At 66.3% G+C, this 25,434-nt stretch carries 26 protein-coding genes; 15 read left to right on the top strand and 11 right to left on the bottom strand.

Annotated features, from left to right (window positions below):
* The first annotated feature begins 177 nt into the window (after nucleotides 1-177).
* Both DM450_RS04090 and DM450_RS04085 read left to right on the top strand, forming a co-directional pair.
* Entirely contained in the window at nucleotides 178-1,050 is an 873-nt protein-coding gene (locus tag DM450_RS04090; RefSeq protein WP_142632715.1) for a neutral zinc metallopeptidase, read from the top strand.
* A 103-nt stretch (nucleotides 1,051-1,153) separates the two neighbouring features.
* Nucleotides 1,154-1,837: a hypothetical protein gene (locus DM450_RS04085; RefSeq protein ID WP_260610168.1), complete on the top strand. Its 684-nt coding sequence runs from the start codon at nucleotides 1,154-1,156 to the stop codon at nucleotides 1,835-1,837.
* 67 nt (nucleotides 1,838-1,904) lie between these two features.
* Here DM450_RS04085 and DM450_RS26455 read toward each other — a convergent pair whose 3' ends face one another.
* From DM450_RS26455 to sdhC, 7 genes are all read right to left on the bottom strand, one after another.
* Nucleotides 1,905-3,662, bottom strand: a complete 1,758-nt coding sequence (locus DM450_RS26455) for a M56 family metallopeptidase (RefSeq protein WP_142632714.1) — start codon at nucleotides 3,660-3,662, stop codon at nucleotides 1,905-1,907.
* 14 nt (nucleotides 3,663-3,676) lie between these two features.
* Complete coding sequence (locus DM450_RS04075) at nucleotides 3,677-4,072, bottom strand: BlaI/MecI/CopY family transcriptional regulator (protein ID WP_142632713.1); 396 nt, start codon at nucleotides 4,070-4,072, stop codon at nucleotides 3,677-3,679.
* A 65-nt stretch (nucleotides 4,073-4,137) separates the two neighbouring features.
* Nucleotides 4,138-4,569, bottom strand: coding sequence for a YidH family protein (locus DM450_RS04070; protein WP_142632712.1), 432 nt, complete (start codon nucleotides 4,567-4,569; stop codon nucleotides 4,138-4,140).
* Between the two features lie 24 nt (nucleotides 4,570-4,593).
* Nucleotides 4,594-5,184: an HdeD family acid-resistance protein gene (locus tag DM450_RS04065; RefSeq protein ID WP_142632711.1), complete on the bottom strand. Its 591-nt coding sequence runs from the start codon at nucleotides 5,182-5,184 to the stop codon at nucleotides 4,594-4,596.
* Nucleotides 5,185-5,364: 180 nt separating this feature from the next.
* Nucleotides 5,365-7,173, bottom strand: a complete 1,809-nt coding sequence (sdhA, locus tag DM450_RS04060) for a succinate dehydrogenase flavoprotein subunit (RefSeq protein ID WP_142632710.1) — start codon at nucleotides 7,171-7,173, stop codon at nucleotides 5,365-5,367.
* The gene (gene sdhD / locus DM450_RS04055) at nucleotides 7,173-7,559 is read right to left on the bottom strand and encodes a succinate dehydrogenase, hydrophobic membrane anchor protein (protein ID WP_142632709.1); all 387 of its coding nucleotides are present in this window, start codon (nucleotides 7,557-7,559) and stop codon (nucleotides 7,173-7,175) included. Before sdhD ends, sdhA begins: the two co-directional genes overlap by 1 nt.
* Before the next feature lie 10 nt (nucleotides 7,560-7,569).
* Nucleotides 7,570-7,965, bottom strand: coding sequence for a succinate dehydrogenase, cytochrome b556 subunit (sdhC, locus tag DM450_RS04050; protein WP_142632708.1), 396 nt, complete (start codon nucleotides 7,963-7,965; stop codon nucleotides 7,570-7,572).
* 108 nt (nucleotides 7,966-8,073) lie between these two features.
* On the opposite strand from sdhC, the gene DM450_RS26140 reads away from it, so the two are divergent.
* From DM450_RS26140 to DM450_RS04040, 3 genes are read left to right on the top strand one after another with little or no spacing between them, the layout of a single operon-like run.
* On the top strand, nucleotides 8,074-8,202 hold the full coding sequence (locus tag DM450_RS26140; RefSeq protein ID WP_260610166.1) for a hypothetical protein: 129 nt from the start codon (nucleotides 8,074-8,076) through the stop codon (nucleotides 8,200-8,202).
* 11 nt (nucleotides 8,203-8,213) lie between these two features.
* Nucleotides 8,214-9,173, top strand: a complete 960-nt coding sequence (gene bla, locus DM450_RS04045; RefSeq protein ID WP_142632707.1) for a subclass B3 metallo-beta-lactamase — start codon at nucleotides 8,214-8,216, stop codon at nucleotides 9,171-9,173.
* Entirely contained in the window at nucleotides 9,170-10,078 is a 909-nt protein-coding gene (locus DM450_RS04040) for a 50S ribosomal protein L11 methyltransferase (RefSeq protein WP_142632706.1), read from the top strand. The genes bla and DM450_RS04040 overlap by 4 nt, the downstream gene beginning before the upstream one ends.
* A 40-nt stretch (nucleotides 10,079-10,118) precedes the next feature.
* On the opposite strand, the gene DM450_RS04035 is transcribed toward DM450_RS04040, so the two are convergent.
* Entirely contained in the window at nucleotides 10,119-10,394 is a 276-nt protein-coding gene (locus DM450_RS04035) for a PilZ domain-containing protein (protein WP_260610165.1), read from the bottom strand.
* Nucleotides 10,395-10,627: 233 nt separating this feature from the next.
* On the opposite strand from DM450_RS04035, the gene DM450_RS04030 reads away from it, so the two are divergent.
* Nucleotides 10,628-10,930, top strand: coding sequence for a DUF1153 domain-containing protein (locus DM450_RS04030; protein ID WP_142632705.1), 303 nt, complete (start codon nucleotides 10,628-10,630; stop codon nucleotides 10,928-10,930).
* A 106-nt stretch (nucleotides 10,931-11,036) separates the two neighbouring features.
* Here DM450_RS04030 and ligA read toward each other — a convergent pair whose 3' ends face one another.
* Complete coding sequence (gene ligA / locus DM450_RS04025; protein ID WP_142632704.1) at nucleotides 11,037-13,196, bottom strand: NAD-dependent DNA ligase LigA; 2,160 nt, start codon at nucleotides 13,194-13,196, stop codon at nucleotides 11,037-11,039.
* Nucleotides 13,197-13,445: 249 nt separating this feature from the next.
* Between ligA and DM450_RS04020 the strand changes: the two genes are divergently transcribed.
* The 9 genes from DM450_RS04020 (at nucleotide 13,446) to DM450_RS03980 (ending at nucleotide 21,454) form a co-directional block, all read left to right on the top strand.
* The gene (locus tag DM450_RS04020; protein ID WP_260610164.1) at nucleotides 13,446-14,222 is read left to right on the top strand and encodes a hypothetical protein; all 777 of its coding nucleotides are present in this window, start codon (nucleotides 13,446-13,448) and stop codon (nucleotides 14,220-14,222) included.
* 185 nt (nucleotides 14,223-14,407) lie between these two features.
* Nucleotides 14,408-14,695: a glycine zipper 2TM domain-containing protein gene (locus DM450_RS04015; RefSeq protein WP_142632703.1), complete on the top strand. Its 288-nt coding sequence runs from the start codon at nucleotides 14,408-14,410 to the stop codon at nucleotides 14,693-14,695.
* A gap of 353 nt (nucleotides 14,696-15,048) precedes the next feature.
* Nucleotides 15,049-15,804: an SDR family oxidoreductase gene (locus tag DM450_RS04010; protein ID WP_142632702.1), complete on the top strand. Its 756-nt coding sequence runs from the start codon at nucleotides 15,049-15,051 to the stop codon at nucleotides 15,802-15,804.
* A gap of 98 nt (nucleotides 15,805-15,902) precedes the next feature.
* Nucleotides 15,903-17,147 (top strand): class I SAM-dependent methyltransferase, encoded by a 1,245-nt coding sequence (locus DM450_RS04005; protein ID WP_370584585.1) that lies wholly within the window; start codon nucleotides 15,903-15,905, stop codon nucleotides 17,145-17,147.
* Nucleotides 17,148-17,236: 89 nt separating this feature from the next.
* Nucleotides 17,237-18,457, top strand: coding sequence for an argininosuccinate synthase (locus DM450_RS04000; RefSeq protein ID WP_142632700.1), 1,221 nt, complete (start codon nucleotides 17,237-17,239; stop codon nucleotides 18,455-18,457).
* Nucleotides 18,458-18,588: 131 nt separating this feature from the next.
* Entirely contained in the window at nucleotides 18,589-19,131 is a 543-nt protein-coding gene (locus DM450_RS03995) for a septal ring lytic transglycosylase RlpA family protein (RefSeq protein WP_260610163.1), read from the top strand.
* Between the two features lie 208 nt (nucleotides 19,132-19,339).
* Nucleotides 19,340-19,552 carry a hypothetical protein gene (locus DM450_RS03990; RefSeq protein WP_142632699.1) on the top strand — a complete coding sequence of 71 codons (213 nt, stop codon included), beginning with the start codon at nucleotides 19,340-19,342 and terminating at the stop codon, nucleotides 19,550-19,552.
* A 957-nt stretch (nucleotides 19,553-20,509) separates the two neighbouring features.
* Nucleotides 20,510-20,854 carry a hypothetical protein gene (locus DM450_RS03985; RefSeq protein ID WP_142632698.1) on the top strand — a complete coding sequence of 115 codons (345 nt, stop codon included), beginning with the start codon at nucleotides 20,510-20,512 and terminating at the stop codon, nucleotides 20,852-20,854.
* Between the two features lie 18 nt (nucleotides 20,855-20,872).
* Complete coding sequence (locus tag DM450_RS03980; RefSeq protein ID WP_142632697.1) at nucleotides 20,873-21,454, top strand: DUF6680 family protein; 582 nt, start codon at nucleotides 20,873-20,875, stop codon at nucleotides 21,452-21,454.
* Nucleotides 21,455-21,627: 173 nt separating this feature from the next.
* Here DM450_RS03980 and DM450_RS03975 read toward each other — a convergent pair whose 3' ends face one another.
* Together DM450_RS03975 and uvrA are read right to left on the bottom strand one after the other, a co-directional pair.
* A complete protein-coding gene (locus DM450_RS03975; protein WP_142632696.1) occupies nucleotides 21,628-22,200 on the bottom strand; it encodes a hypothetical protein in 573 nt (190 codons plus the stop codon).
* Nucleotides 22,201-22,210: 10 nt separating this feature from the next.
* On the bottom strand, nucleotides 22,211-25,117 hold the full coding sequence (gene uvrA, locus DM450_RS03970; protein ID WP_142632695.1) for an excinuclease ABC subunit UvrA: 2,907 nt from the start codon (nucleotides 25,115-25,117) through the stop codon (nucleotides 22,211-22,213).
* Between the last annotated feature and the right edge of the window lie 317 nt (nucleotides 25,118-25,434).

The raw sequence follows: 25,434 nt of genomic DNA, 5'->3' as shown, positions 1-25,434 counted from the left end.
AACCACAAACCGGCGCTGCCTTAAGTCTTTTCGATTGAACAGCAGCATAACGGACGCATAGGCTGGAACTAAGAGCGTGATCGTAAATTCGTGAAAAGACGGATTTCGTTTCGGGACCGCCTCGCTCCCGGGCGGCGGTTCCGGCTCTGATACCCGGTTTGCACGAAAGGGACACGGATGCGGCTAGACGATTTCAACCCCGACGATATCCGCGTCTCGCAGGGCGGCAGCCGCTTTCCCGGCGGCGGCGGCGGCAAGCTGGGCTGCGGCACGCTGGTCATCCTGCTGATCGGCATGTTCGTGTTCGGCATCGACCCGCAGCAGATGCTCGGCACCATCGAGAACGTCCAGCAGCAGGTGCCCGAGCAGAGCGCCCCGGACCAGACCGCCCCGATGCAGAACCCGCAGCAGATCTGCGGCCAGAACGCCTATGCCACCGAGGCGTGCAATGCGCTCAGTTCGCTGAACCAGACCTGGGAGCCGTTGTTCCGGCAGGCCAACGTGCCCTTCCAGCAGCCCGAACTGCACTTCTACAACGGCAGCGACCGCTCCGGCTGCGGCGCTGCGCAGGCGGCCATGGGGCCGTTCTACTGCCCCGCCGACCAGGGCATCTACATCGACACCAGCTTCTACGACGAGATGGACCACAAGCTCGGCGCCAAGGGCGATTTCGCGCGCTACTATGTGGTCGCCCATGAATACGGGCATCATATCCAGCACTTGCTCGGGCTCGACGGCAAGGTTCGCCGCGCCCAGCAGCAGAGCCCGTCCCAGGCCAACGCCCTGCAGGTCCGCATGGAACTTCAGGCGGACTGCTATGCCGGGGTCTGGGCAGGCAAGAACAAGGCCCGGATCGAGCCCGGCGACATGGAGGAAGGCATGACCGCCGCCAGCGCCATCGGTGACGATACCTTGATGAAGAATGCCGGGCAGCGCGTAAGCCCGGAAAGCTTCACCCACGGGTCGAGCGAGCAGCGCATGCATTGGCTGAAACAAGGTCTCGAAAGTGGGAACGAGGACGCTTGCGATACGTTCAAGACCATGGAATGATCCAATAATTTCGGGCGGGTGCGACCGTTCCGGGGCCAGCTGCCGCGCGTCTGCGCGCGGGGCCGATGGGCTGCCGCGCCCTTCCCGCCGACAGGAGAAGACCATGCGTCACGCCTGGACCACGCCTTCCCGCACCCCCGCGGCCCGCACCCCCGCGGCCCTCCCCCCCGTCCCCCTTACCCGCGCCCCCCTTACCCGCGCGCCGCTTGCCCGCGCCGCCCTGGCTGCCACGGCATGCGCCGCCCTGCTGGCCGCCGCCCCCGCTGCGGCGCGGCAGCGCCCGGTCACCGACACCACCCCCGACGCGGTGGACGTCGCCAAGACCCCGGTGACCGATCTCAACCTCGACAAGAAGGACATCCCGCCGGTGCTGGTCGCCGCGATCGATGCGCCCTACACGCTCAAGGGCATCAGGAGCTGCAGCCAGTATGCGGCAGCCGTGGAAGAGCTCGATGAGGTGCTCGGCGACGACGTCGACCTGCCGCCCGAAGACCGGGACGGGGTCAATGCAGGCCGCATCGCCAAGTGGGCGGTCAGCTCGTTCATTCCCTTTCGCGGCCTGATCCGCGAAATTTCCGGGGCCAGCGCGCATGACCGCGCGGTGCTGGCGGCGGTGCGCGCCGGCTATGCTCGGCGCTCCTTCCTCAAGGGCATGGGCCATGCCAAGGGCTGCAAGTACCCCGCTTCCCCGGCAACGCCCGCGATCGTCCAGGCCCGTCTGAACGAGATCCAGGCCGCGAAGGACAAGAAGGACAACGACGACCGGAAGGACGGCGCCAGCCGATAGAAAAGGGGAGGAAAAGCCGCGCCTTCCTCCCCCTTTCTTCCTGTTGTCGTGCCATCCGGCGACGCGATCAGTCGTCCTGCGATGCGGCCGCCTCGGCCCGCTCGCGGGCAAGATCGGCACGGGCACGGGCCATTTCGTCATCGAGCTGCGACATGATCTCGCGGCGGATCTCGGCAGAAAGATGCCGGTTTGCCGCAACCGCGTCGCGGGCCGAGGCGACCGCCTTGGCGGCCTCCTTCATCGCCTGCTCCGGGGCGCCGGTGCAGATCACCGTGACCTCGGACCTGCCGCCCCGGCTCGAACGCGCCGCGCTGCGGCGGCTGTCGGCCGGGCACCGGCTGTCGAGCGTCATTTCCTGCTCGATGCGCGAACGCCCGCCCTGGTCCTTGCGGACGATGCGAATGGTCTGGACCTTGCCGTCCGACGAGACCGTCTCGCGCACTTCGGGCACGCTGCGCATGGCCTGCGCGACCGCGACATCGACGTGACGGGCGATGCTGCGACCATAGTCCGCCCAGTCAAGCGCTTCCGGCGGGGTCGGCGGGGCGGGCGGGACTGGCGGCATCGGCGGCACGGACGAGGGAACCGCTGGCGCGTAGTGGACCGGCCCGGCATGGGCCGTATGTGCTGCCGGAACCGGCGGTGCAACCGGCGGCGCCGCAAATTCGGGCGCGAGGTCGGGTGCGTCCGGATCGACCGCGCGGATCGCGGGCGCCGCCGTGGCAGCAGGCGCTGGGATAGCAGGCGCGGGGGTAGCGGGCGCGTCGGGCACCTCGGGCCTGTCCATGGCCGCATAAGTTACCGTCGCCGTGAACGGCACCGAAACGATGGCGAGTGCAAACAGACCGCGTGCCGCGACGGTCCGGGCCGGCGAGACGTCCGCCTGCGCCAGCGCCTTGAGGCGCAGGATGATCGGCTTCTCGCCTGCCAGAGCGCCCGCGATCGGTGCTGCCAGCGTGAGGCGGCTACCTGCCGCGAAGCTGGCGATGAGCCGGCCATAGCGCGCGCGCATCTCGCGCCCGCAGCCGGCCATGACCCGCGCGTCGCAGGCGGCCTCCTGATCGGCCCGCAGTGCCCGCCAGGCCGCCCAGCCGAGCGGATTGAACCAGTGCAGCGCAAACAGCGGCTGCAGGGCCATGATCGCCAGCAGGTCGTTGCCCGCGTGGTGCTGGAGTTCGTGGGCGATCGCGAAGTCCGAGGCTTCCGAATCCGCCGAAGCCAGGAACCCGCGCGGCAGCGCCACCACCTTGTCGAACACCCCGAAGGCCAGCGGCGCGCTCGCCGCCGGGCTCTCGACGATGCGGATGTCCCCGGAACGCGCGACAACCCGCGCCTCGGCAAGGATGTCCCGGCGCATCGCCTGGTAGTTCCAGATCCGCGAAGCCAGGAAACAGACCGCCCCGCCGAGCCAGACCGCCAGCAGCACCGTGCCCCAGGGCACATGGCTGAGCAGACCCGCATCGAAAGTGGCTGGGTCCGGCGCCAGGTCCGGGGCCAGGCCCGGCGCCATCGTCGGCACCGCCTGCGATGAAGCCAGCGGCTGAGCCAGCGGCAGTGCCTGCGGCGAAACCTGCGAGACCGCGGTGGCAACCGGCGGCAGCGCCGGCCCCGCCGCCGCGGTGATCGGCTCTATATCGACGGAGAGTTCCGGCAGCAGGCCGCGTGGCAGGGCCAGCGGCGGCAGGACCAGCCGGATCATCGGCAGCGCCCAGAGCGCATAGGCCGCGGCCGGCCCGAACCAGCGCGTCACCGGACGGCGGGCCAGCAGGATCAGCGCCATCAGCAGCGCGGTCATTGCAAGCGTATCGGTCAGCCACTCGATCATGACGTCAGCTCCCCTCACTTGAGCGCTTTGAGCAGGGCTTCGATTTCCGCGATGTCATCTTCGCTCAGCGCGTCGGCCTCGGCAAGATGAGCAAAAAGCGGCGCGGCGCGGCCGCCGAACAGGCGGTCGACCAGGCGGCGGCTTTCGGTGCCGACATAGGCCTCGCGGGCGATGCGCGGCGAATAGAGGAAACGCTTGCCATCGGGCTCGGTGGCGACCGCCTGCTTGGCGACCAGCCGCGAGAGCAGCGTCTTCACCGTCGCCAGGCTCCAGCCGCGCGGTGCGCAGACCTGCTCGCAGACTTCGGTGGCGGTGAGCGGACTGCGCTGCCACAGCGCCTCCATCACCGCATGTTCCGCTTCCGAGATCCGTTCCGGCGTGTCGGGCTCTTCGGCCACGTCGTCCTCCATCGTTTACACACGTAATCGACTACGTTTGTAAACATGAACGCCGGATGAACGCACACGCCCTCCCCTCAGGACTTGCCCGTCAGGATCCCGATCATCACCGCCGCGCCCAGCAGGACCAGAAAGCCGTTGAACGTGACCAGCAGCGAGCCGGGCAGACGCGGCGTATCGGTTTCCGGCGGGGCCAGCACCGGGCGCAGCTGGCGCCAGATCCCCGCCACGAAGCAGAACTCGGCGAACAGCAGCAGCATCATGGTGGTGGTCATGACCAGCCACTCGGCCACCAGCCCCTGCAGCAGCGCCCTTGCCCCGATGCCCGAGGCCAGCGCGCCGAGCCCCGTGCGCACCCAGGCCGCATAGGTTCGCTCGGCGGCGAGAATGGTGCGGTCGGCGGCAAGAACGGTGCGCCGGTCGGCGGTGTCGGTCTGCCTGGCGACGTTGCCGGCTATTTCGCCCGCCAGTTCGTCCGCGCTTTCGCCCTGGCCGGATTTCTCGTCCATCGCAGGTCTCCCGTGCGGCGCGGATCAGCCCGCCAGCTTGCCCAGTTTACGAAGCCCGAAGGCGACCGCGATCATGAACACGCCGCGCATGAAAAAGCTGATGGCGACCATGATGGCGAGGAAACCGATGGCGGTCGGCACGCTCGACACCAGCAGCAGCGCGCCCAGCACCAGGTCGAGCACGCCGAGGAACAGGCGCCAGCCCTTGTCGTGCCGGGCCTTGAGGGCAAAGGCGATCTCGAACCCGCCGGAGATCAGCAGCCAGGCGCCGATCGCCCAGACCAGCGTGATCGCGCCGGCCACCGGGTTGAACAGCACGTAGAGCCCTGCCAGCAGGCCGATCGCGCCGAGCAGGATCTCGGTCCAGCGCGCACGCGTGGACAGCGAATGGATGCCCGCCGCAATCGCGGCGACGCCGTAGACGCACAGGACAAAGCCGATCAGCAGGCCGGTCGTGAAGCTCGCCACCAGAGGATTGGCGATCACCACCACCGCTACCGCGATCAGCAGCAGCCCATAAGCGAGCACCCAGCCCCAGCCGAGCGGCGGCGAGCCGAGATAGGGAGGGGCAAGCGGATCGGTGAAGGCACTCGGGTCGGTCTGTGAGGTCGTCATGCAATCGACTCCTGTTCCCGCGTGATAATACCTAAGTAATGCGACGGGTTGGTTTCGGTTGCAATGCAAATACTTGAATCGATACGGCGCCCGCCGGTCATTTCGGAACCCGAAAAAGCAAAAGGCGGCGCTCCGTTTCCGGAGCGCCGCCTGTTTGTCTTGCCGATACCGGCGCGAGGATCAGTACACGCGGGCCTTGGGCTTGATGTACTGTGCGTCGTCGGTCAGCGTGTATTCGTGGACCGGACGGTAATCGAGACGGATTTCGCCGCCCTTGCCGCCCCAGCCGTTGAACCAGCCCACGGTGTGCTTCATCCAGTTCGCATCGTCGCGGTTCGGGAAGCCCTCGTGCGCGTGGGCGCCGCGGCTTTCCTTGCGCGCCTGGGCGCCGTGCAGCGTGACCGAGGCCTGCGAGATCAGGTTGTCGAGTTCCATCGTCTCGACCAGATCCGAGTTCCAGATCAGGCCGCGATCGGTGACCTTGACGTCCTGGAAGCGCTCGTAGGTCTTGGCGAGCTTTTCCTTGCCTTCGACCATGAGTTCATCGGTGCGGAACACGGCGGCGTGGGCCGACATGGTGCGCTGCATCTCGGTGCGGACTTCGGCCGTCGGCGTGCTGCCGTTGGCGTTGCGGAAGTGGTCGAGGCGGGTCAGCGCGAGGTCGGCCGAATCCTTCGGCAGTTCCTGCTGCGCCGCGCCCGGCTTGACGATTTCCTTGAGGCGGTGGCCGGTGGCACGGCCAAACACCACGAGGTCGATCAGCGAGTTCGAGCCCAGGCGGTTGGCGCCGTGGACCGAGACGCAGGCCGCCTCGCCCACCGCGAACAGGCCGGGGACGACCGTGTCCGGGTTGCCGTCGGCACCGATGGTGACGACTTCGCCGTGGTAGTTACAGGGAATGCCGCCCATGTTGTAGTGAACCGTGGGAACCACAGGAAGCGGCTGGCGGGTAAGGTCGACGCCCGCGAAGATCTTGCCGCTCTCGGTGATGCCCGGCAGACGCTCGCCCAGCACCTTGGGATCGATGTGATCGAGGTGCAGGTAGATGTGGTCCTTGTGCGGGCCGACGCCGCGGCCTTCGCGGATTTCCAGCGCCATCGAGCGCGAGACGACGTCGCGCGAGGCGAGGTCCTTCGCGGAAGGCGCGTAACGCTCCATGAAGCGCTCGCCTTCGGAGTTGGTGAGGTAGCCGCCCTCGCCGCGCGCGCCTTCGGTGATGAGCACGCCCGCGCCGTAGATGCCGGTGGGGTGGAACTGCACGAATTCCATGTCCTGCAGGGGCAGGCCGGCGCGCAGGACCATGCCGCCGCCGTCGCCGGTGCAGGTATGGGCCGAAGTGGCGGTGAAGTAGCTGCGGCCATAGCCGCCGGTCGCCAGCACCACGGCCTGCGCGCGGAAGCGGTGGATCGAACCGTCATCCATGCACAGCGCGATCACGCCGACGCACTTGCCGCCGTCCATGATCAGGTCGATGGCGAAGTATTCGATGAAGAAGTCCGCGTCGTACTTCAGCGACTGCTGATAGAGCGCGTGCAGCATGGCGTGGCCGGTACGGTCCGCCGCGGCGCAAGTGCGCTGCACCGGCGGGCCTTCGCCCATGTTCTGCATGTGGCCGCCGAACGGGCGCTGGTAGATCGTGCCGTCGGCATTGCGGCTGAAGGGCACGCCGGCGTGCTCCAGTTCATAGACCGCGGCCGGGGCTTCGCGCACCATGTATTCGATGGCGTCCTGGTCGCCCAGCCAGTCCGACCCCTTGACGGTGTCGTACATGTGCCAGGTCCAGTGGTCCGGCGTGTTGTTGCAGAGCGAGGCGGCGATGCCGCCCTGTGCCGCCACGGTGTGCGAGCGGGTCGGGAAGACCTTGGTGATGCACGCGGTCTTCAGGCCGGCTTCGGCCGAGCCCATGGTGGCGCGCAGACCCGAGCCACCGGCGCCGACAACGACGGTGTCATAGGTATGGTCGATGATCTTGTAGGCAGGCGCGGACATCAGGCGTGTGCTCCCAGCGCGAGGCGGATGACGCAGAAGACGCCGAAGGCGATGCCACCGCAGGCGGCAAGGTTCAGCGCCGCGATGCAGGCGAACTTGTTGGCGTGCTCATGCACATAGTCCTCGACGAGGACCTGCAGGCCGAGGCGCGCGTGCCAGAACGTGGTGACGACCAGCAGGATCATCGCCACGGCCGGGATCGGACGGGCCAGCCATTCGACGACCGACGCATAAGTCAGGTCCGGCAGCATCACGAAGGAGGCGGCAAGGAAAAGGCCGGTCAGCAGGTTGCCGATGGCGGTGAAGCGCTGCAGCAGCCAGTGATGAACGCCGGTCTTGGCCGAGCCGAGGCCGCGCACGCGGCCGATGGAAGTTCCGTTACCCATGTTCCGTCCCTCAGCGAAGCAGCAGGAGCGCCCAGAAGGCGGCAGTGACGACAACACCCATGATCGGGGCGAGGATCGAGAAGGTCTTGTTGGCCTTCAGTTCGAAACCGGCGCCGATGTCGAGCACGAAGTGGCGCAGGCCGCTCATCATGTGGCTGAAGAACGCCCAGGAGATGCCCACGAGCACGACATAGCCGAGCGGCGAGGTCATGCACTTGGTGAGCAATGCGTAAGCTTCGGGTCCGCTGGCCAGTGCCCCGAGCCACCACAGCAGCAGGCCGAGGCCGGCAAACGCCATGCCATCGCCCGTCACGCGGTGCAAAATCGAGACGAACATGTGTGGGCCCCAACGCCAAATCTGGAGATGGGGCGAAAGCGGACGGTTCCTGGTGCCGTCTTTGGCCATGGCTCTTTCGAATCCCTTTTGCCTTTGCAGCAGCGTCAAGCTGCCCCTGTCGAGAAGTCCCCTTAGACAAATCACGGCTTGGCGCAAGTTCCGCGAAGCACATCGCAGATGCATCGCACACAAGCGACTCCCCGCCCCGCCCATCACCCCGCCCATCAACGGCACATCGAGAACCGCAACCGCCCCGCCGCCAAGGCCAGCCCCGGCGCACTGGCCTTGGCGGCCCGCCCGGCCTAAAGCGCAGGTCGATGAATCGCCTTCCCTTCCTTCTGCCCCCCGCGTTCCTGCTCGCGGCCTGTTCCTCCGCGCCCGGTACAGCCGCGCCTTCCGAACGCCCCGCCGAGACCGCTTCGGCGCGACTCGCACGGCAGGCACTGGCGCCCGCCAGGCTCGTCGCGGCCTGCAAGGACCATGACGGCTGGGGCGATCCGGCACCGCCTGCGCAGCTATACGGCAACACCTATTATGTCGGCACCTGCGGCATCAGCGCGATCCTCATCACCGGCGCAGCGGGCCACGTGCTGATCGACGGCGGCATTCCGGAAGCGGCGCCGCTGGTGCTCGCCAATATCAAGGCGGCGGGTTTCGATCCCAAGGACGTGCGCTGGATCCTCTCCAGCCATGAGCATTTCGACCATGCCGGTGCCCTCGCCGCTCTTAGCCGCGCAATCGGCGCGAAAGTGGCGGCCCTGCCCGCCGCCGCGCAGGTGCTGGAAAGCGGCAAGGCCGATCCCGCCGATCCGCAGTACGGCGGGCTCGACGCCTTCCCCGCCGTTCATGTCGACAAGCGCCTGACCGATGGCGAGAAACTGACGCTGGGCAACATCACCCTCACCGCCCGCGCCACCCTTGCCCATGCCGCCGGATCGACCAGCTGGACCTGGCAATCGTGCGACGATCAGGGCAAGTGCCTGACGATCGCCTATGCCGACAGCGCCAGCGCGATCTCCGCCAAGGGCTACCGCTTCACCGATCACCCCGAGCGCATCGCCGCCGTCCGCCAGGGCTACACGCGAATCGCCGAACTTCCCTGCGACCTGCTGGTCACCCCGCATCCCGGCGCGAGCGACCTGTTCGCGCGCCTGGCGGGTACCGCCCCGCTGGTCGATCCCACCGCCTGCCGCGCCTATGCGGCCGCCGCCACTACCCGCTTCGACCAGCGCCTTTCCCAAGAGGCCGGCTCGCAAGCGAAGGAGACCCGTTCGTGAGCTGGAAAATCACCGCCTTTGCACCGCGCTCCGTCATCGAGGGTGCGCTGCTCGCCCATGAGGACGCTTTCGACTGGGATCCCGACATCGTCATCTCCGGCAGCGAGATCGCCGAGGACAAGCCGGACGACTGGCAACTCGAAGCCTGGCTCGCGCACAAGCCGAAAAAGGCGGACAAGGACGCCCTCGCCGCGCTGTTCACCGGCGGCGCGCCGAAGTTCACCGTCGAGGAACTGCCCGAGACCGACTGGCTGGTCGCCAGCCAGGAAGGCCTCGAACCGATCCGCGCCGGGCGTTTCTACGTGCATACCCCTGAATATCCGGCGCTGAGCGCGCCCGGCGTCACCGATTTCGTGATCCCCGCCAGCCAGGCCTTCGGCACCGGCCAGCATGCCACCACCGCCGGTTGCCTCGAGATGCTGACCCACATGAAGGCGCAGGGCCTTGTCGTGCGCAACCATGCGGACATCGGCACCGGCACCGGCCTGCTGGCCTTTGCGGCGATGACGCTCTGGCCCCGCGCGCTGGCCACCGCCAGCGACATCGACGCCGTCTGCGCCACCGTCGTCGCCGACAATGCCGAGGCCAACGGCGTGCCGCTCGGCGCGCGTCAGGGCGAACTGGCGATGACGATCGCCGACGGCATGGAGCACCCGCTGCTCGAAGCGCGCGGTCCTTACGACCTCATCATGGCCAACATCCTCGCCGGACCGCTGGTGAGCCTCGCCCCCCACTTCGCCAAGGCGCTGGCGCCGGGTGGCAGCCTCGTGCTGGCGGGCCTGCTGGAAACCCAGGAAGCCGCCGTGCGCAGCGCCTGCCGCCGCGCCGGCCTGCGGCTCGCCGCAAGGCTGGTGAAGGGCGACTGGTCGATCCTGTGGATGCGCGCGCGCCGCAAGCAGGCATGAACCGGATCCCGCCGCGGGACGTGCTCGCGGCGGGCATCTTTCAGGCCCGATAAAGCTCCAGCCCCGGACCATGCGGCCCCAGCTTCATGGCCTGCATGAACTCGCCCGCGATCGGCGCATCGAAGGCAAAACCCACCCGGTCGCCCACCACCCAGCGCACCGTCCCGGTGACGCGGGCAAAGCCCGACATCGCCATGACCAGCCGCAGCCCCTTTTCCAGCAGGCTGCTCTCGATCACGAGCTGACACCCTTCGGGCGAGATATGGCGGGCCAAGGCCGTGGCAAAAGGGGTAACCGCGTGGACTGCGGGCAACACCAGGACACCTCCCTCGTCGGTCTCGCGTTGATGACCGGATGACTAATTAACAAAGGTAAACGCGCTGTAAATAATTCGTCAACTTTTTCATGGCGGATTTCCGTACGTATTTCAACGCTGTATCGGATTTACCGAAAAACAAAATTAACCACATAAAACAAGACGGAATTAAGGATTCCAAACAAGAATTGAGCCTCAAGGGGGGCTGGTGACAACAGCTCATGAGGCCAACTATGCTTCGTACCGAAATCGACCGCCCCGCGGTCGTCGTGGGACCCCTGGGTGAAGCTCTCGACCGCAAGGCCCTGCCGCCGCGCGATACCCGACGCTGGGTCGCGCGCCGCAAGGCCGAAGTCGTGGCTGCCGTCAATGGGGGCCTGTTGACGATCGCCGAGGCCTGCGACCGCTACGATCTCACGCTCGAGGAACTTGCCTCGTGGCAGCGCGCCGTCGAGCGCGAAGGAATGGCAGGGCTGCGCGCCACCCGCGTGCAGCACTACCGTCAGGTGCACGAACGCCAGTCCCGCTTCTCCTGAACGGGCTGGTGCTGCGGCACCATCGCGCCGGGCGAGACTGGGTGTGTCCCTTCCGGCGCCCACCAATGGGCCCGGTCCGAGAACCGGCGGCTGAAACTGCGACCCCTCAGCCGGCGGCTTCGACGATCCGGGCCCATTCCGCTTCATCGATGACCCTGATGCCAAGGTCGGCGGCCTTCTTCAGCTTCGAGCCCGCGCCCGGCCCGGCGACCAGAATGTCGGTCTTGGCCGAGATCGAGCCCGCCGCCTTGGCGCCCAGCCGTTCGGCCTGCGCCTTGGCCTCGTCGCGGCTCATCGTCTCCAGCTTGCCGGTAAAGACCACGGTCTTGCCCGCGACTTCGCTCTCGACCGTTTCCACCACGTAAGGCGGCGGCGATACTTCGGAGAGCAGATCGCCCCAGACCGCGCGGTTGTGCTCTTCGTGGAAGAAATCACCCAGCGCCTCGACCACCGCCGGGCCGATGCCGTCGATCGAGACCAGCTCGGAATAGGCATCACTCCCCGCCTGCGCGGCTTCCTCGCCCTGTTTTGCGTGCGCCTGCTCGGCAATCGCGCGCAGCGCCGGCAGTGTCTCGAACCGCTTCATCAGGTCGCGCGCCGTCACCGCGCCGACGTGGCGGATGCCGAGCCCGAACAGCAGCCGCGCGGCATCGGGACGGCGCTTGGCTTCCACCGCCGCCAACAGATTATCCACAGACTTGTCCTTCCACCCGTCCAGCGCGAGGATCTCCTCGCGCCGCTTGCGGAGACGGAAGATGTCCGCCGGGCTTTCGAGCCAGCCCTTCGCGAAGAACTCGTCGATGGTCTTCTCGCCCAGCCCCTCTATGTCGAGCGCGCCGCGGCTGACGAAGTGCTTGAGCCGCTCGGTCCGCTGCGCCGGGCAGATCAGCCCGCCGGTGCAGCGCACGTCGACCTCGCCCTCCTCCGCCACGGCTTCCGAGCCGCACTCGGGACAGTGATCGGGGAACGGGAAAACCGGCCGCTCCACCTCGCGGGTCAGGTTGTCGACGATCTGCGGGATCACGTCGCCCGCGCGCTGGAGCACCACGGTATCGCCGGGACGCACGCCGAGGCGGCCGATCTCGTCGCGGTTGTGGAGCGTGACGTTGGTAACGGTGACGCCGCCCACCAGCACCGGCTTCAACCGCCCCACCGGCGTCAGCTTGCCGGTGCGGCCGACCTGGATGTCGATCGATTCCAGCGTGGTTTCCGCCCGTTCCGCCGGGAACTTGTGCGCCAGGCCCCAGCGCGGCGCCTTGGCGACAAAGCCGAGGCGCTGCTGCCAGTCGAGGCGGTCGATCTTGTAGACCACGCCGTCGATCTCGAACGGAAGATCGGGCCGCCCGTCGCGGATCGCGCGGTAGGCGGCGAGCATGTCCTCGACCGAGTGGCAGAGCCGGAACTGCGGCGAGACCGGCAGGCCCCAGCTTTCGATCCGGCGGATCACCTCATGCTGGCTCGCCCCCGGCACGTGGCTGGCCGCGCCCCAGCCGTGCGCCCAGAAGCGCAAGGGGCGCTTGGCGGTCACCGCGGCATCCTTCTGGCGCAGCGATCCGGCGGCAGCATTACGCGGATTGGCGAACTGGCGGACCTTGCTCTCGTCGAACGGCTCGCCCTTTTCCTCGGCCAAGGCGCGTGCCTCGGCCATCAGCGTCTCGTTGAGCGCGTGGAAGGCGGCCTTTTCCATGTAGACTTCGCCGCGCACCTCGAACACGTCCGGAATGTCGTCGCCGACCAGTTCCTGCACGATGTCGGCGATGTAGGCGACGTTGGGCGTCACGTCCTCGCCCACCTGCCCGTCGCCGCGCGTGGCGGCGCGCACCAGCCTGCCGTTCTCGTAGCGCAGCGAGCAGGAGAGGCCGTCGATCTTGTCCTCCGCCGTGACCAGCACCGGCTCGTCTGCCGAGAGCGAGAGGAACCGGCGCACGCGGCCCACGAAGTCCTCCACTTCCTCGTCGCTGAAGGCATTGTCGAGGCTCATCATGCGCACCTCGTGCCGCACCTTGCCGAGCGGCGAGGCGGCGACGTCGTGGCCGACCTTGTTCGCGGGCGAATCGGGCCTGACCAGATGCGGGTAGGCTGCTTCCAGCTCGGCATTGCGGCGCACCAGCGCGTCGTATTCGGCATCCGCGATCTCGGGCGCGTCCTCGGCATGATAGAGCCGGTTGGCGCGGTTGATCTGACGCGCCAGACGCATGAGTTCGTTGGCGGCTTCGGCCTCGCCCGGAAGCGCGGGCCGGGCAAACAGATCGGGAGTGTCAGTCATGGCCCAGCCTATGCCGCAAGCCCGCCCCGGACGGCAAGGCGAAGCACGCCTCACGCTCGCAGCGCTCCCCGGGAAAGACGGGTGAAGGCAGACCACGCCCGCCCCCGCGGCGACCGAAGCCGTTTACAACCTAGGTAGATATTCCCGGAAAAACACGGGTATACCCCCTGTTGCGGCGCTTCGCTCCCCCTGCTCATTCTGCCTGCCGGTGCCAGGCGGTAAACTCAGGGAGGAGGCACAAGCCGGTCGATGCGAAGGCAGATAGTATCCCGAGGCCGGCCACCGGGGCGTCTCGCCGCGCTGGGTGCAGCCCTCGCCACCTTTGCCTGCGCGTGCCCGGCACTCGCCCAGGAGCAGGAATCGCAACAGCAGGAAGCGCAGGACGACCGGCCCGCCCCTTCGCCGGAGGCCGAGAAGGCCGCCGAGGATCCCACCAAGATCGCCACCAAGCTGGGTGTCGCCTGTGCGGACGAGCTTTCCATGTCCGGCTCGATGGCGATCGGCCCCAAGCTGAAATTCAATGCAAGGATCGCCAGGTCGGGCCAATGGTCGCTCGGCGCATCCTATCTCCTGCCGGTTGCCATCGTCACCTTCACGGCCGGCAGGAGCGAGCTCGACACCGGGGTCAAGCAGACCCGCTATTCGATCGGCGGCTTCGTCCCGCTCAGCCAGCTCGGCCTGAAAACCGGCAAGTGGCTGGTGTTTGTCCCGTTCGGCTATACTTACACCAATAGCCGGCAAGGCGCGGTGACCGACCTCGACCAGCAGGACGGCATTCCCATGACGATGAGCAGCAGCAGCGGTTATCTCGGGCTGTTCACGATCCGGCCGCTGACCCCGCGCCTGACCCTGATGGCCGGCGCCAACTATACCCGCGGCACGCACGACTATTCGGGCGTCGCGGCAGGCGGCGGCCTGTCCTACCACCTGACCAAACAGGACACGGTGGCGCTGCGCGGCAGCTACGTGAACAACAGCTTCGGCACCAGGAAACGCATCGGCATTTCCTATCAGCACGAATTCTAGGAAGCTCGCCGCCGCTGCAGCACGTCCTGTCGCTTGAATGCCCGTACAACGCTTTGTTCATCCTGCGTTGAACCGCAGGCTGGAAAGAGCGCCTCCAGGTCGCAACAGACAAGCCACATGGAGGACACAAATGCGTAAAGCACTGATCGCAGCCACTCTCGGCCACCCTCACGGTTTCCACCGGCCTGCTGACCGAAGCCGCCGAAGCCCATGGACGCGGTCGTGGTCGTGGCCCGGAATATCACCACACCGACAACGGTATCCGCTACTGGCGCGGCAATGACGGCCGTTACCGCTGCCGCAAGTCGAACGGCACCACCGGCCTGCTGGTCGGCGGCGTGGCCGGCGCACTGGTTGGCCGCGCCATCGACACCCGCGGCGACCGCGCCACCGGCACGATCCTGGGCGCCGGCGCCGGCGCCCTGCTCGGCCGCGAGGTCGACCGCAACAACAGCCGCCCGCGCTGCCGCTGATCGCGGCCGGCATGGCCGGACACAAAAAGGCGCGCCGCTGCATGCGGCGCGCCTTTTTTCTTGCCGGGGGCCGCCATGCCGGACAGCGGCGCCCCATGCGCCCCTCCCCGCCCCCTTCCCACCCCAGCTCAGGCCTCCCACGCCGCCAGCCAATCTATCCGTCTGTGCATAGGGGCCTTTCCTAAGCCGCCCGACTATGCTCCTATGCCGGCAATGGTCGCGCGAAGCCCCCTCCCCCTCATGCTCCGGCAATCGCCCCTCCAGCGCCGTCCCGCCCGGGCCGATCGAGGGGCAGCAATTTCCCCTGAACCGTGTCAACTGTGTCAACCGCAAGGTGACAGGTGAGTGCAGGCATGAGCGAACGGCCAACCATGCTCGTCACCGGCGGGGCCAAGCGGATCGGCGCGGCGATCGCCCGTGCCTATGGCGCCGCGGGCTGGCACGTGGTGATCCACTATGGCCGCTCGCGCGCGCAGGCCGAGGACCTCGCCGCCGAACTGCCCAGCGCCGAGATCGTCAGCTGCGAGCTGGATGACTGGGGCGCGCCCCTGGCCATGGTCGCGCAGCTGGCTGAGCGACTGGCGGACTGGCGCGTGCTGGTGAACTGCGCCGGGATGTTCGACCTCGACACCGCGCAAAAGCTCGATCCCGCGACATACGAAAAGGCGATGCGGGTGAATGCCGCCACCCCGGTACGGCTGGCGCAGGCCTTCCTCGCCCAGTCACGCAGCCCGCATGGCCGCCGGGTGATCCACGTCACCGACCAGAAGCTGCTCAATCCCAATCCGGACTTCTTCTCCTACACGATGAGCAAGCACGCCCTTGCCGCGACGGTGCCGATGCTCTCGATGGCGCGGGAGCGCGAGGAAGACCGGATCTACGCCCTTGCGCCGGGCGCCATCCTCGCCAGCCACGACCAGAGCGAGGCCGAAACCGAAATTTCGCACCGCATGAACCTGCTCCACCGCAAGACCACTCCGGAAGATGTCGCCGAAGCCGCGCTGTTCCTGGGCAGCGGCTGGCTGGCGAGCGGGGAGACGCTATTTGTAGATTCAGGCCAGCACCTCCTCGCGCAGCCGCGCGACGTCCTGTTTCTCGCCCGGCAGTAGGGAGAGAAGCTGCCGGATTTCTCGCCTTCGCTTGCGACCTTCGCACGTGAAACCCTCTTGTTCCGGGCCTCCGCGCCCTTCACAAACGGCTGATGGCAATGGGAATTCTCGATCGCTTCCTCGAACGCGGCGTCCGACAGGGCACGCTTGAACTCACCCGCCCCGACGGCAGCGTAAAGCGTGTCGGCACGGCAACTCCCGGCTTCCCGGATGTGCGCATCCGCTTCACCGACAGCAAGGCCGAGCGCCAGATCCTCACCGACCCCCGCCTCGGCGCGGCGGAAGCCTACATGGACGGCAAGCTTGTCGTCGAAGGCGACGACATCATGGGGCTTGTCGAACTGCTGCGCGCCAATGCCAAGTGGGACAAGGGCGGCGAACTGCACGAACAGTCGGCGCTGAAAAAAGTCACCGGCAAGCTCGTCACGCTGGTCGACGGCATCAACAAGGCCGCCAGCGCCAAGAAGAACATCGCCCACCACTACGACATCGGCAACGAGCTTTATAAGCTGTTCCTCGATATCGAGCACATGCAATATTCCTGCGCCTACTGGCCCGATCCCGAAGGCATGACGCTGGAGCAAGCACAGACCGCCAAGCTCGCGCATATCGCCGCCAAGCTTGCGCTCGAACCGGGCCAACGCGTGCTCGACATCGGCTGCGGCTGGGGCGGCATGGCGATCTACCTCGCCAGGCACGCAGATGTCTCGGTGCTGGGCATCACGCTCAGCGAGGAGCAGCTCGAACTTGCCCGCGAACGCGCCGAGCAGGCGGGCGTGGCGGACAAGTGCACGTTCCAGCTCGTCGATTACCGCGACCTTGCAGCGCGCGGAGAGAAGTTCGACCGCATCGTTTCGGTCGGCATGTTCGAGCACGTGGGGCAGGCGCAGTTCGCGCAGTTCTTCAAGGCCTGCGGTCAGCTTCTGCCCGATGACGGCGTGATGCTGCTTCACACCATCGGTCGCATGGGCGGGCCCGGCTCGACCGACGCCTTCACCCGCAAGTACATCTTCCCCGGCGGCTACATCCCGGCGCTCAGCGAGACGGTGGCAGCCAGCGAGAAGTTCCGCCTGATCGCCACCGACGTCGAGAACCTGCGCCTCCACTACGCCTTCACCTTGCGTGAATGGTACAAGCGCTGCGTTGCCAACAAGGCGGCGATCATCGCGATGATGGACGAGCGGTTCTACCGCATGTGGATCTTCTACCTCGCCGGCGCCACCGCCGCCTTCGAAAGCGGCAGCATGTGCAACTACCAGATCCAGTATGCCCGTACCCGCAAGACACTGCCGTTCACGCGCGACTACATGGCGGCGGCGGAAGGCGCGCTGCTCGGCGCATAGACCCATACCTTTCCTTCATTGCGCAAGGGGGCGCGTGCTGTTAGGCGCGCGTCCCGAATCCAATGCCCATTCCTGCGGAGCCCGCGCCCATGTCCGACAGCATCAAGAAGGTCGTCCTCGCCTACTCCGGCGGCCTCGACACCAGCGTCATCCTCAAGTGGCTTCAGGTCACCTACAACTGCGAAGTGGTGACCTTCACCGCCGACCTCGGCCAGGGTGAGGAACTCGAACCCGCCCGCGCCAAGGCCAAGCTGATGGGCCTGCCGGACGAGAACATCTACATCGACGACCTGCGCGAGGAATTCGTGCGCGACTTCGTCTTCCCGATGATGCGCGCCAACGCCCGCTATGAAGGCGACTATCTCCTCGGCACCTCGATCGCCCGCCCGCTGATCTCCAAGCGCCTGATCGAGATCGCCCACGAGACCGGCGCCGACGCGGTCGCCCACGGCGCCACCGGCAAGGGCAACGACCAGGTCCGCTTCGAACTCTCGGCCTACGCGCTCGATCCCAGCATCAAGGTCATCGCCCCCTGGCGCGAGTGGGACCTCACCAGCCGCACCTCGCTCATCGCCTGGGCCGAGCAGCACCAGATCCCCGTCCCCAAGGACAAGCGCGGCGAAAGCCCGTTCTCGACCGACGCCAACCTCCTCCACACCTCGTCCGAAGGCAAGGTCCTGGAAGATCCGTGGGAAGAGACCCCCGACTACGTCTACTCGCGCACCGTCAACCCGGAAGACGCGCCGGACGCGCCGGAATACATCACCATCGACTTCGAGAAGGGTGACGGCGTCGCGCTCAACGGCGTGGCGATGAGCCCCGCCTCGCTGCTCACCGCGCTCAACGAGCTTGGCCGCAAGCACGGCATCGGCCGCCTCGACCTCGTCGAGAACCGCTTCGTCGGCATGAAGTCGCGCGGCATGTACGAGACGCCGGGCGGCGAGATCTACGCCCGTGCCCACCGCGGCATCGAGCAGATCACGCTCGACCGCGGCGCCGCGCACCTCAAGGACGAGCTGATGCCGAAGTACGCGGAGCTCATCTACAACGGCTTCTGGTTCGCACCGGAGCGCGAGATGCTGCAGGCCGCCATCGATCACTCGCAGCAGCGGGTGAACGGCACCGTCCGCCTCAAGCTCTACAAGGGCAATGCCTCGGTCGTCGGCCGCAAGTCGGCGGACTCGCTCTACTCCGAACGCCACGTCACGTTCGAGGACGATGCCGGCGCCTACGACCAGAAGGACGCGGCCGGTTTCATCAAGCTGAACGCCCTGCGCCTGCGCCTGCTCGCCCAGCGCGACTCCAAGTAAGATCCCCCCGGATTCGGCCTTCCGAATCCTTTCAACGTCTTAACGACATCCGGCGGCCCGTTGCCAAAGTGCGACGGGCCGCTTTTGCATGGGTGCCCACAGCGACGAACTGCCTGTAGGAGTCCCTGCCTATGACGGGGAAGCAAAACCAACCGCCTAAGGCTCTCGCAAAGCGCATCGGCTTCGCTCTGGCGACCGCGGCGCTCATCGCAGCTCCTGCCTCTTCGGCCATCGCCGAAGGCCGGCTGGTCGCGCTGCCCGGCGCCGAGCCGGTTGCGGCCATCAAGGCGCCGACCGCCATGGTCGCCCTGCCCGTCGCACCGGTAGCGACCACGCCGCTTACCGACGCCATCGAGCCCGAAGAGCCGCAGTTCGAGACCATCGGTTCGGGCATGGCCAGCTTCTACGGCCGCGAACTCGCCGGCAACCGCACCGCCAGCGGCGAGCGTTTCGACCCGGCCCGCCTCACCGCCGCGCATCGCACCCTGCCGCTCGGCTCGCAGGTCCGTGTCACCAATCCCGCCAACGGCCAGTCGGTGATCGTCACCGTCAACGACCGCGGCCCGTTCCACTCGAACCGCCTGATCGACCTCAGCAAGGCCGCCGCCGACAAGATCGGCATCTCGCGCGCCGGCTCCGGGAAAGTCGAACTCGCCGTCCTCGAAGACGACTGATCGCCCGTCCTGCCTGATCTGGAAAAAGGTTAGGCCGACGCGGTAACGGAGGGGGGTGGGGGAAGCACCGCGCCGGCCTTCACCCATAGAAACACCGCCACCAGCATAGAGTTCCCGGACGCCGATATTTTTTCGCGCACCCGCCGCGCCGTCCGGTTGACACAGTTGACACGGTCCTGCGCAAGATAGTCCAGCCCCATTCGCGGACTTGAACTCCATCGGCGCCGAGGCTTCGGCCAGCACCCCGTCCACCCGCGCCGCCGCCCGGCCCTGCCACGCATCCCACTCGCCCGCCGCCAGCGCGCGGCACGCCTCGGGATCGGGCGCGGGCCCATCACCGGCCTCCTCCCCGGCATCTACCGCATCGAGCCAGGCCTCGCGCTCGGCCGCCGCCATCGCCGCGCCCAGCTCCGCCACGTAGCGCGACCGCTCCGGCGGCAAACCCGCGCCCTCCTCCTCGCCGCCGAGCAGCACCAGCTCCTCCGGCACCTCGCCCGCCACCAGCGCCAGCACTTCGTCGAACCGGTCGGCATGCGCCCCCGCCGCCGTCTCCGCCGCCGCCCGGTCGAGCCGCGCCAGATGCGCGAGCAGCAGCCGCGCATCAAAGCGCCGCCGCACCGCCACCTGCTCGCCGTGGTAGAACACGGCCTCCTCCACCCCGTCGAGCGCCCGCACCGCCAGCACCTCCTCGACATGCCGCCGCGCCAGCACCAGCGCCGCATCCCACCCGAGCGCAAACAGAGCGTCCCGCCGCCGCAGCACATAGGCCGACTGCCGCGACAGCCCCACCCCCGCGCAGGCCGAGCGCACGTCGCCCTTCTCCGCCAGCCGGTGCAGGAACCGCACCTTGCGCTCCGCCGTCCACGCATTGCGGGAGGAGAGATCGGCCCCTTGCGACGTCCGGTCGAGAGCGAGGTCGCCGCCGCCCGCAGGAGAAGAACACGTCAAGATGCGAGGACTATCGCCCTCGCGCTCCCCGAACCTTTCCCTTGCGCCCGGCAAAGCCGAAGCGCCCGGCCCGGCAGCGCCGCCAAGCCCCTCCCCGTCGTCCCGGCAAGAGCCGGGATCGCCCTCAGCCGGGCGCCCACCCCGCCCGCGCGGAAAGGACTCCCCCGGCAACCCGATATCCCGAGAGCCCGGAATCCACCCCCGCCCGGCAGCGGTGGGATACGAAGAGTTTGAATGGTCGGACATGGTTCACCCCCAGGACTGGAGCCAAAGCCCCGGCGCCGCCGCGCCGGGGTGAACCGGATCATTTATCGCATGGGGGGAGGTGTAGGAAAGTGAGACGCCACTATTAAGCCAAGAGTAATAACGTGATACGCTCTATTCGAAGCCAGCGTGACTCCGCGCGCCGCTACTCAAAAAGAGATACACTATGGCAGGATGGGACGGATTTTACGCGAGCTACATGACCGGTAGCGAAGGACAAGGCTTCGCGATGTTCATTTTCTTTGGAGGAAAAATCGTCGGCGCCGACCCTCTCGGAGTTCAATTTGATGGGACCTACACAGCATCTGATGATGGCTCAATTGACGGCGTTGTAACTGTTAAAGTGCCAAGTGGCAGAACTGTTATACAAGGCGCTTCGGCTGGACCGACAGGAATGACCTACGACATTCCAATCAAGTTTGGCGCCCAAGATTTCAATCTCGACTACATCAAATTGGAAACACCACTCGGTCAAATCAATATAAAGATGAATAAGATCAGAGATATTTAGTGTACTTCAGGGGGCATTATGTGGGATATTGATACTGGCACAGTTACAGCGGGCTTGAGCGCAATAGCAGCGATCGCAGCAGCTGTCGCGACGTGGAGAGCACCGTTAACCGCGGCGAAAATGGCCGAAAAACTACGGCGAGAAGGCGAGAGTGAAACTGAATCACGACGTTTCCAGTTAAATGTTTTCTCGCAGTTAATGCAAAATCGCGCAGAATTGGCGTCTGAAGAAAATGTGCGCGCCTTGAACTCAATAGACGTTGCTTTCAACAAATCTGTCAGAGTTAGAGAATCTTGGGCGGAGCTATATCAATCCCTCAATCAATCGCCCTGGCAAGCACACGTCGTCGATGAACGAATGAGAAAGCTTTTAAGGGAGATGACAAAGGAACTCGGCCTCGGGGACACTTTGCGCCTCGATGATTTTGGTCGCATCTATTTCCCCAACGCTCTGGCGCAAGACCGAGAAATGAAGTCCCTCCAACGCGAAGCGGCTATGAAACAACTCTTAGGGCAACAAGAAGATCAGATAGAAGATTCGAATATCACCGAATCGATATGGCCCCCAAAGCCAAATAACTTAGACACCAAACAAATATAATTTGCATAAGCTACCAAGCCGCGCCGCTCTTCACGATTTCGTCCAACAGAGCCTGTTTTGCAGTTGTGCGATCCGCCCCTGCATTACGCGGTAGGTCGAGTATGCCCGCGGCCTTCCGCCGGGCAGCAAGGCGCGCGCCGAGATCGGCCATGTCCATGACCGTCTCTGCGGGTTCAGTCGATGATGTCTTCGACGCCATAATCGCCCATGCTTTCCTCACGGATGCGACGTTCAAGATAGTCCAGATCCGCATCGGGGTGAAGGGATAGCAGAATACGCGCCTGATCGATACGGTCCGGCGCGCTGCGTGAGGCGTACTGGCCCATGCGATCCGCAATCAGGTCTTCGACGCTGATCACGCGGAACAAAGCCGTTTCACCGACCGGCCGGATCAGGCGCAAGCGGGCAGGCTCGATGTTGCCATCCATCGGCACTTCGGCAACGACCTCGAAGCCGAGCCGTAATTCCGGGTGAACCCAGCCCTTGAGCATGGCGCCCGCGCCGCGCGGGCGGACGAGCCCCGCCCGCTCCATCTCCTCTTCGAGTTCCGGCTGGCGGGTGGTGCAGATGTCGAAGTCGCCGGTGGTGACCGCGCTGAGCGACCATAGTTCCGCCGCCGCCCCGCCGACCAGAATGGGCCTTTGCAGGCCGCGCAGGTGCATGGCCTCGCTGACGCGCGCGAAAAGCTGGAGGGCAGCGACGAACTCGGGCCGATAGCCGGAGTTAACGTCGCGTCTCCCGCTCACTTGGGCTTGCTCACTTTGCCCCGCCTCCCAGCAGCGGCTTCAAATAGTGCCCGGTGAAGGACTTCTTGACCTTCACAATATCCTCCGGCGTACCGGCCGCGATCACCTCGCCGCCGCGCACGCCGCCTTCCGGGCCCATGTCGATGATCCAGTCGGCGGTCTTGATGACGTCGAGGTTGTGCTCGATCACCACCACCGAATTGCCCTGCTCGACAAGGCGGTGGAGCACTTCGAGCAGCTTGCGCACGTCCTCGAAGTGGAGGCCGGTGGTCGGCTCGTCCAGCACGTAGAGCGTCTGGCCGGTGGAGCGGCGGGCGAGTTCCTTGGCGAGCTTGACGCGCTGCGCCTCGCCGCCGGACAGCGTGGTCGCCTGCTGGCCGACCTTGACGTAGCCCAGGCCCACCTCGTTCAGCATGTGCATCTTGTCGCGGATCGGCGGCACCGCCTTGAAGAACTCCTCCGCGTCCTCGATCGTCATGTCGAGCACGTCGGCGATGGAGTGGCCCTTGAACTTCACTTCCAGCGTTTCGCGGTTGTAGCGCTTGCCGTGGCATTCCTCGCAGGTGACGTAGACGTCGGGCAGGAAGTGCATCTCGATCTTGATGAGGCCGTCGCCCTGGCACGCCTCGCAGCGGCCGCCCTTGACGTTGAAGCTGAAGCGCCCGGCCTTGTAGCCGCGCGCTTCGGATTCGGGGAGCCCGGCGAACCAGTCGCGGATCTGGGTGAAGGCGCCGGTGTAGGTGGCGGGGTTGGAGCGCGGGGTGCGGCCGATGGGGGACTGGTCGATCTCGATCACCTTGTCGCAGTGTTCGAGCCCGGTGATCCGGTCATGCGCGCCCGCCACCACCCGCGCGCCGTTGAGCTGGCGCGAGGCGCCCGCCTGCAGCGTGTCGATGGTGAGCGAGCTCTTGCCCGAGCCGGACACGCCGGTGACGCAGCAGAACGTGCCGAGCGGGAACTGCGCCGTCACGTTCTTCAGGTTGTTGGCGCGGGCGTTCTCGACGACGATCTGCTTGCCATTGCCCTTGCGGCGCGTGATCGGCACCTCGATCCTGCGGGTGCCGTTGAGGTACTGGGCGGTGAGGCTGTTCTTGCTCTTGAGCACCTGCTTGAGCGTGCCCTCGGCCACCACCTGCCCGCCGTGGACACCGGCGCCGGGGCCAAGGTCGACGATATGGTCGGCGGTGCGGATCGCGTCCTCGTCATGCTCGACAACGATCACGGTGTTGCCAAGGTCGCGCAGACGCTTGAGCGTTTCCAGCAGCATGTCGTTGTCGCGCTGGTGGAGGCCGATCGAGGGTTCGTCGAGCACATAGAGCACGCCCGAGAGGCCCGAGCCGATCTGGCTGGCAAGGCGGATGCGCTGGCTCTCGCCGCCGGACAGCGTGCCGCTGGTACGGTCGAGGTTGAGGTAGTCGAGCCCGACGTTGTTGAGGAAGCCGAGCCGCTCGTTGATTTCCTTGAGGATGGCCCTGGCAATCTGCTGCTGCTGGCTGGTGAGCTTCTCCTCCAGCGCACCGAACCACGCGAAGCCGTCCGCCACCGAAAGGCGCGCGGCATCGGCAATGTCGCTGCCCGCGATCTTCACCGACAGCGCCTCGGGCTTGAGGCGCTTGCCATCGCAGGTCTCGCAGGGCTGCGCGGTCTGGAACTTGGACAGTTCCTCGCGCATCCAGGCAGAGTCGGTCTGGATCATGCGGCGGTTGAGGTTGCCGATCACGCCCTCGAACGGCTTGTTGACCGTGTATTCCTTCTTGCCGTCCTTGAACGTCAGCGGCACGGCCTTGCCCCCGGTGCCGTAGAGGATGACGATCTTCAGCTCGGTCTGCAGCGCGTCCCACGGCGTGGTGAGGTCGAACCCGAAGTGCTCGGCCAGGCTGGAGAGCACCTGCATGTAATAAGGCGAAGGCGGGTTCGACTTGGCCCAGGGCACGATGGCGCCCTGCTTGAGGCTGAGATGCTCGTTCGGGACAACCAGCTGCGGGTCGAACAGCAGCTTCTCGCCCAGCCCGTCGCAGGCCGGGCAGGCCCCCTGCGGGGCGTTGAACGAGAACAGGCGCGGCTCGATCTCCTCGATGGTGAAGCCGCTGACCGGGCAGGCGAACTTTTCGCTGAACACGATGCGATTGGCGGGAAGCCCGGCGCCCTTGAGGTTCTTCTTGCCCTTACCCTCTTCCTCGCGCCCCGGCACGACGCCGTCCGCAAGGTCGATGTAGGCCAGCCCCTCGGCCAGCTTGAGCGCCTGTTCGAAGCTGTCGGCTAGGCGCGTCTGGATGCCGTCCTTGACCGCGATGCGGTCCACCACGACCTCGATGTCGTGCTTGTACTTCTTGTCGAGCGCGGGGGCGTCCTCGATGGCGTAGAGCTCGCCGTCGATGCGCACGCGGGTGTAGCCCGCCTTCTGCCACTCGGCCAGTTCCTTGCGGTATTCACCCTTGCGGCCGCGTACAACCGGCGCGAGCAGGTAGGCGCGGGTGCCTTCGGGCAGTTCCATCACCCGGTCGACCATGTTGGAAACCGTCTGCGCCTCGATCGGCAGGCCGGTGGCGGGCGAATAGGGAATGCCCACGCGCGCCCAGAGCAGGCGCATGTAGTCCCAGATCTCGGTCACCGTCGCCACCGTCGAGCGCGGGTTGCGGCTGGTGGTCTTCTGCTCGATCGAGATCGCCGGGCTGAGGCCGTCGATATGCTCGACGTCGGGCTTCTGCATCATCTCCAGGAACTGGCGCGCATAGGCCGAGAGGCTCTCGACATAGCGGCGCTGGCCCTCGGCATAGATCGTGTCGAACGCGAGGCTGGATTTCCCCGAACCCGACAGGCCGGTGATGACGATCAGCTTCTCGCGCGGGAGTTCGATGTCGAAACCCTTGAGGTTATGCTCACGGGCGCCGCGGACGGTGATGTGGGAGAGACTCATGGGGGCGGTATGTTCCAGATTTGTTCGCGACACGCAAGCCATGCCGCAGCAGGACCGGTCCGGCGTCATTTGGGAACGCGCTTGAGGAAATCAACGCATGCCCCACCCCGCCGCAAAGCGCCTGCAAATTTATCGCCGCGTCATTCGTCGGCGATTCAATGCACTCCATCGAAGCACGGATGCCGTTTGCCGATCCGGGGGTTTGCGGACTTGAAAGCCCCGCGATGATGCATAATAGAGTCCCTGCCCGAATATAGTATCGACTCACGCTTTGCCGTGTTTTCTGCCTCGTTAAAATAAGTAAAGGCAGCATAACA

The sequence above is a fragment of the Sphingomonas sp. IC081 genome (assembly GCF_006874585.1).
Taxonomy (GTDB): domain Bacteria; phylum Pseudomonadota; class Alphaproteobacteria; order Sphingomonadales; family Sphingomonadaceae; genus Novosphingobium.
This window is presented reverse-complemented; position numbering and strand designations above follow the sequence as displayed.

What these genes read in the sequence shown, in the direction of transcription:
- DM450_RS04085 (WP_260610168.1), top strand. Translation starts at nt 1,154, where the DNA reads ATGCGTCACGCCTGGACCACGCCTTCCCGCACCCCCGCGGCCCGCACC.
- DM450_RS04005 (WP_370584585.1), top strand. Translation starts at nt 15,903, where the DNA reads ATGGGAATTCTCGATCGCTTCCTCGAACGCGGCGTCCGACAGGGCACG.
- DM450_RS26455 (WP_142632714.1), bottom strand. Translation starts at nt 3,662, where the DNA reads ATGATCGAGTGGCTGACCGATACGCTTGCAATGACCGCGCTGCTGATG.
- DM450_RS03995 (WP_260610163.1), top strand. Translation starts at nt 18,589, where the DNA reads ATGACGGGGAAGCAAAACCAACCGCCTAAGGCTCTCGCAAAGCGCATC.
- DM450_RS04065 (WP_142632711.1), bottom strand. Translation starts at nt 5,184, where the DNA reads ATGACGACCTCACAGACCGACCCGAGTGCCTTCACCGATCCGCTTGCC.
- sdhD (WP_142632709.1), bottom strand. Translation starts at nt 7,559, where the DNA reads ATGGGTAACGGAACTTCCATCGGCCGCGTGCGCGGCCTCGGCTCGGCC.
- DM450_RS04075 (WP_142632713.1), bottom strand. Translation starts at nt 4,072, where the DNA reads ATGGAGGACGACGTGGCCGAAGAGCCCGACACGCCGGAACGGATCTCG.
- DM450_RS04090 (WP_142632715.1), top strand. Translation starts at nt 178, where the DNA reads ATGCGGCTAGACGATTTCAACCCCGACGATATCCGCGTCTCGCAGGGC.
- DM450_RS04010 (WP_142632702.1), top strand. Translation starts at nt 15,049, where the DNA reads ATGAGCGAACGGCCAACCATGCTCGTCACCGGCGGGGCCAAGCGGATC.
- DM450_RS04020 (WP_260610164.1), top strand. Translation starts at nt 13,446, where the DNA reads ATGCGAAGGCAGATAGTATCCCGAGGCCGGCCACCGGGGCGTCTCGCC.
- DM450_RS26140 (WP_260610166.1), top strand. Translation starts at nt 8,074, where the DNA reads ATGCATCGCACACAAGCGACTCCCCGCCCCGCCCATCACCCCGCCCAT.
- DM450_RS04000 (WP_142632700.1), top strand. Translation starts at nt 17,237, where the DNA reads ATGTCCGACAGCATCAAGAAGGTCGTCCTCGCCTACTCCGGCGGCCTC.
- DM450_RS04030 (WP_142632705.1), top strand. Translation starts at nt 10,628, where the DNA reads ATGCTTCGTACCGAAATCGACCGCCCCGCGGTCGTCGTGGGACCCCTG.
- bla (WP_142632707.1), top strand. Translation starts at nt 8,214, where the DNA reads ATGAATCGCCTTCCCTTCCTTCTGCCCCCCGCGTTCCTGCTCGCGGCC.
- DM450_RS03985 (WP_142632698.1), top strand. Translation starts at nt 20,510, where the DNA reads ATGGCAGGATGGGACGGATTTTACGCGAGCTACATGACCGGTAGCGAA.
- DM450_RS04070 (WP_142632712.1), bottom strand. Translation starts at nt 4,569, where the DNA reads ATGGACGAGAAATCCGGCCAGGGCGAAAGCGCGGACGAACTGGCGGGC.
- uvrA (WP_142632695.1), bottom strand. Translation starts at nt 25,117, where the DNA reads ATGAGTCTCTCCCACATCACCGTCCGCGGCGCCCGTGAGCATAACCTC.
- ligA (WP_142632704.1), bottom strand. Translation starts at nt 13,196, where the DNA reads ATGACTGACACTCCCGATCTGTTTGCCCGGCCCGCGCTTCCGGGCGAG.
- DM450_RS03980 (WP_142632697.1), top strand. Translation starts at nt 20,873, where the DNA reads ATGTGGGATATTGATACTGGCACAGTTACAGCGGGCTTGAGCGCAATA.
- sdhA (WP_142632710.1), bottom strand. Translation starts at nt 7,173, where the DNA reads ATGTCCGCGCCTGCCTACAAGATCATCGACCATACCTATGACACCGTC.
- sdhC (WP_142632708.1), bottom strand. Translation starts at nt 7,965, where the DNA reads ATGGCCAAAGACGGCACCAGGAACCGTCCGCTTTCGCCCCATCTCCAG.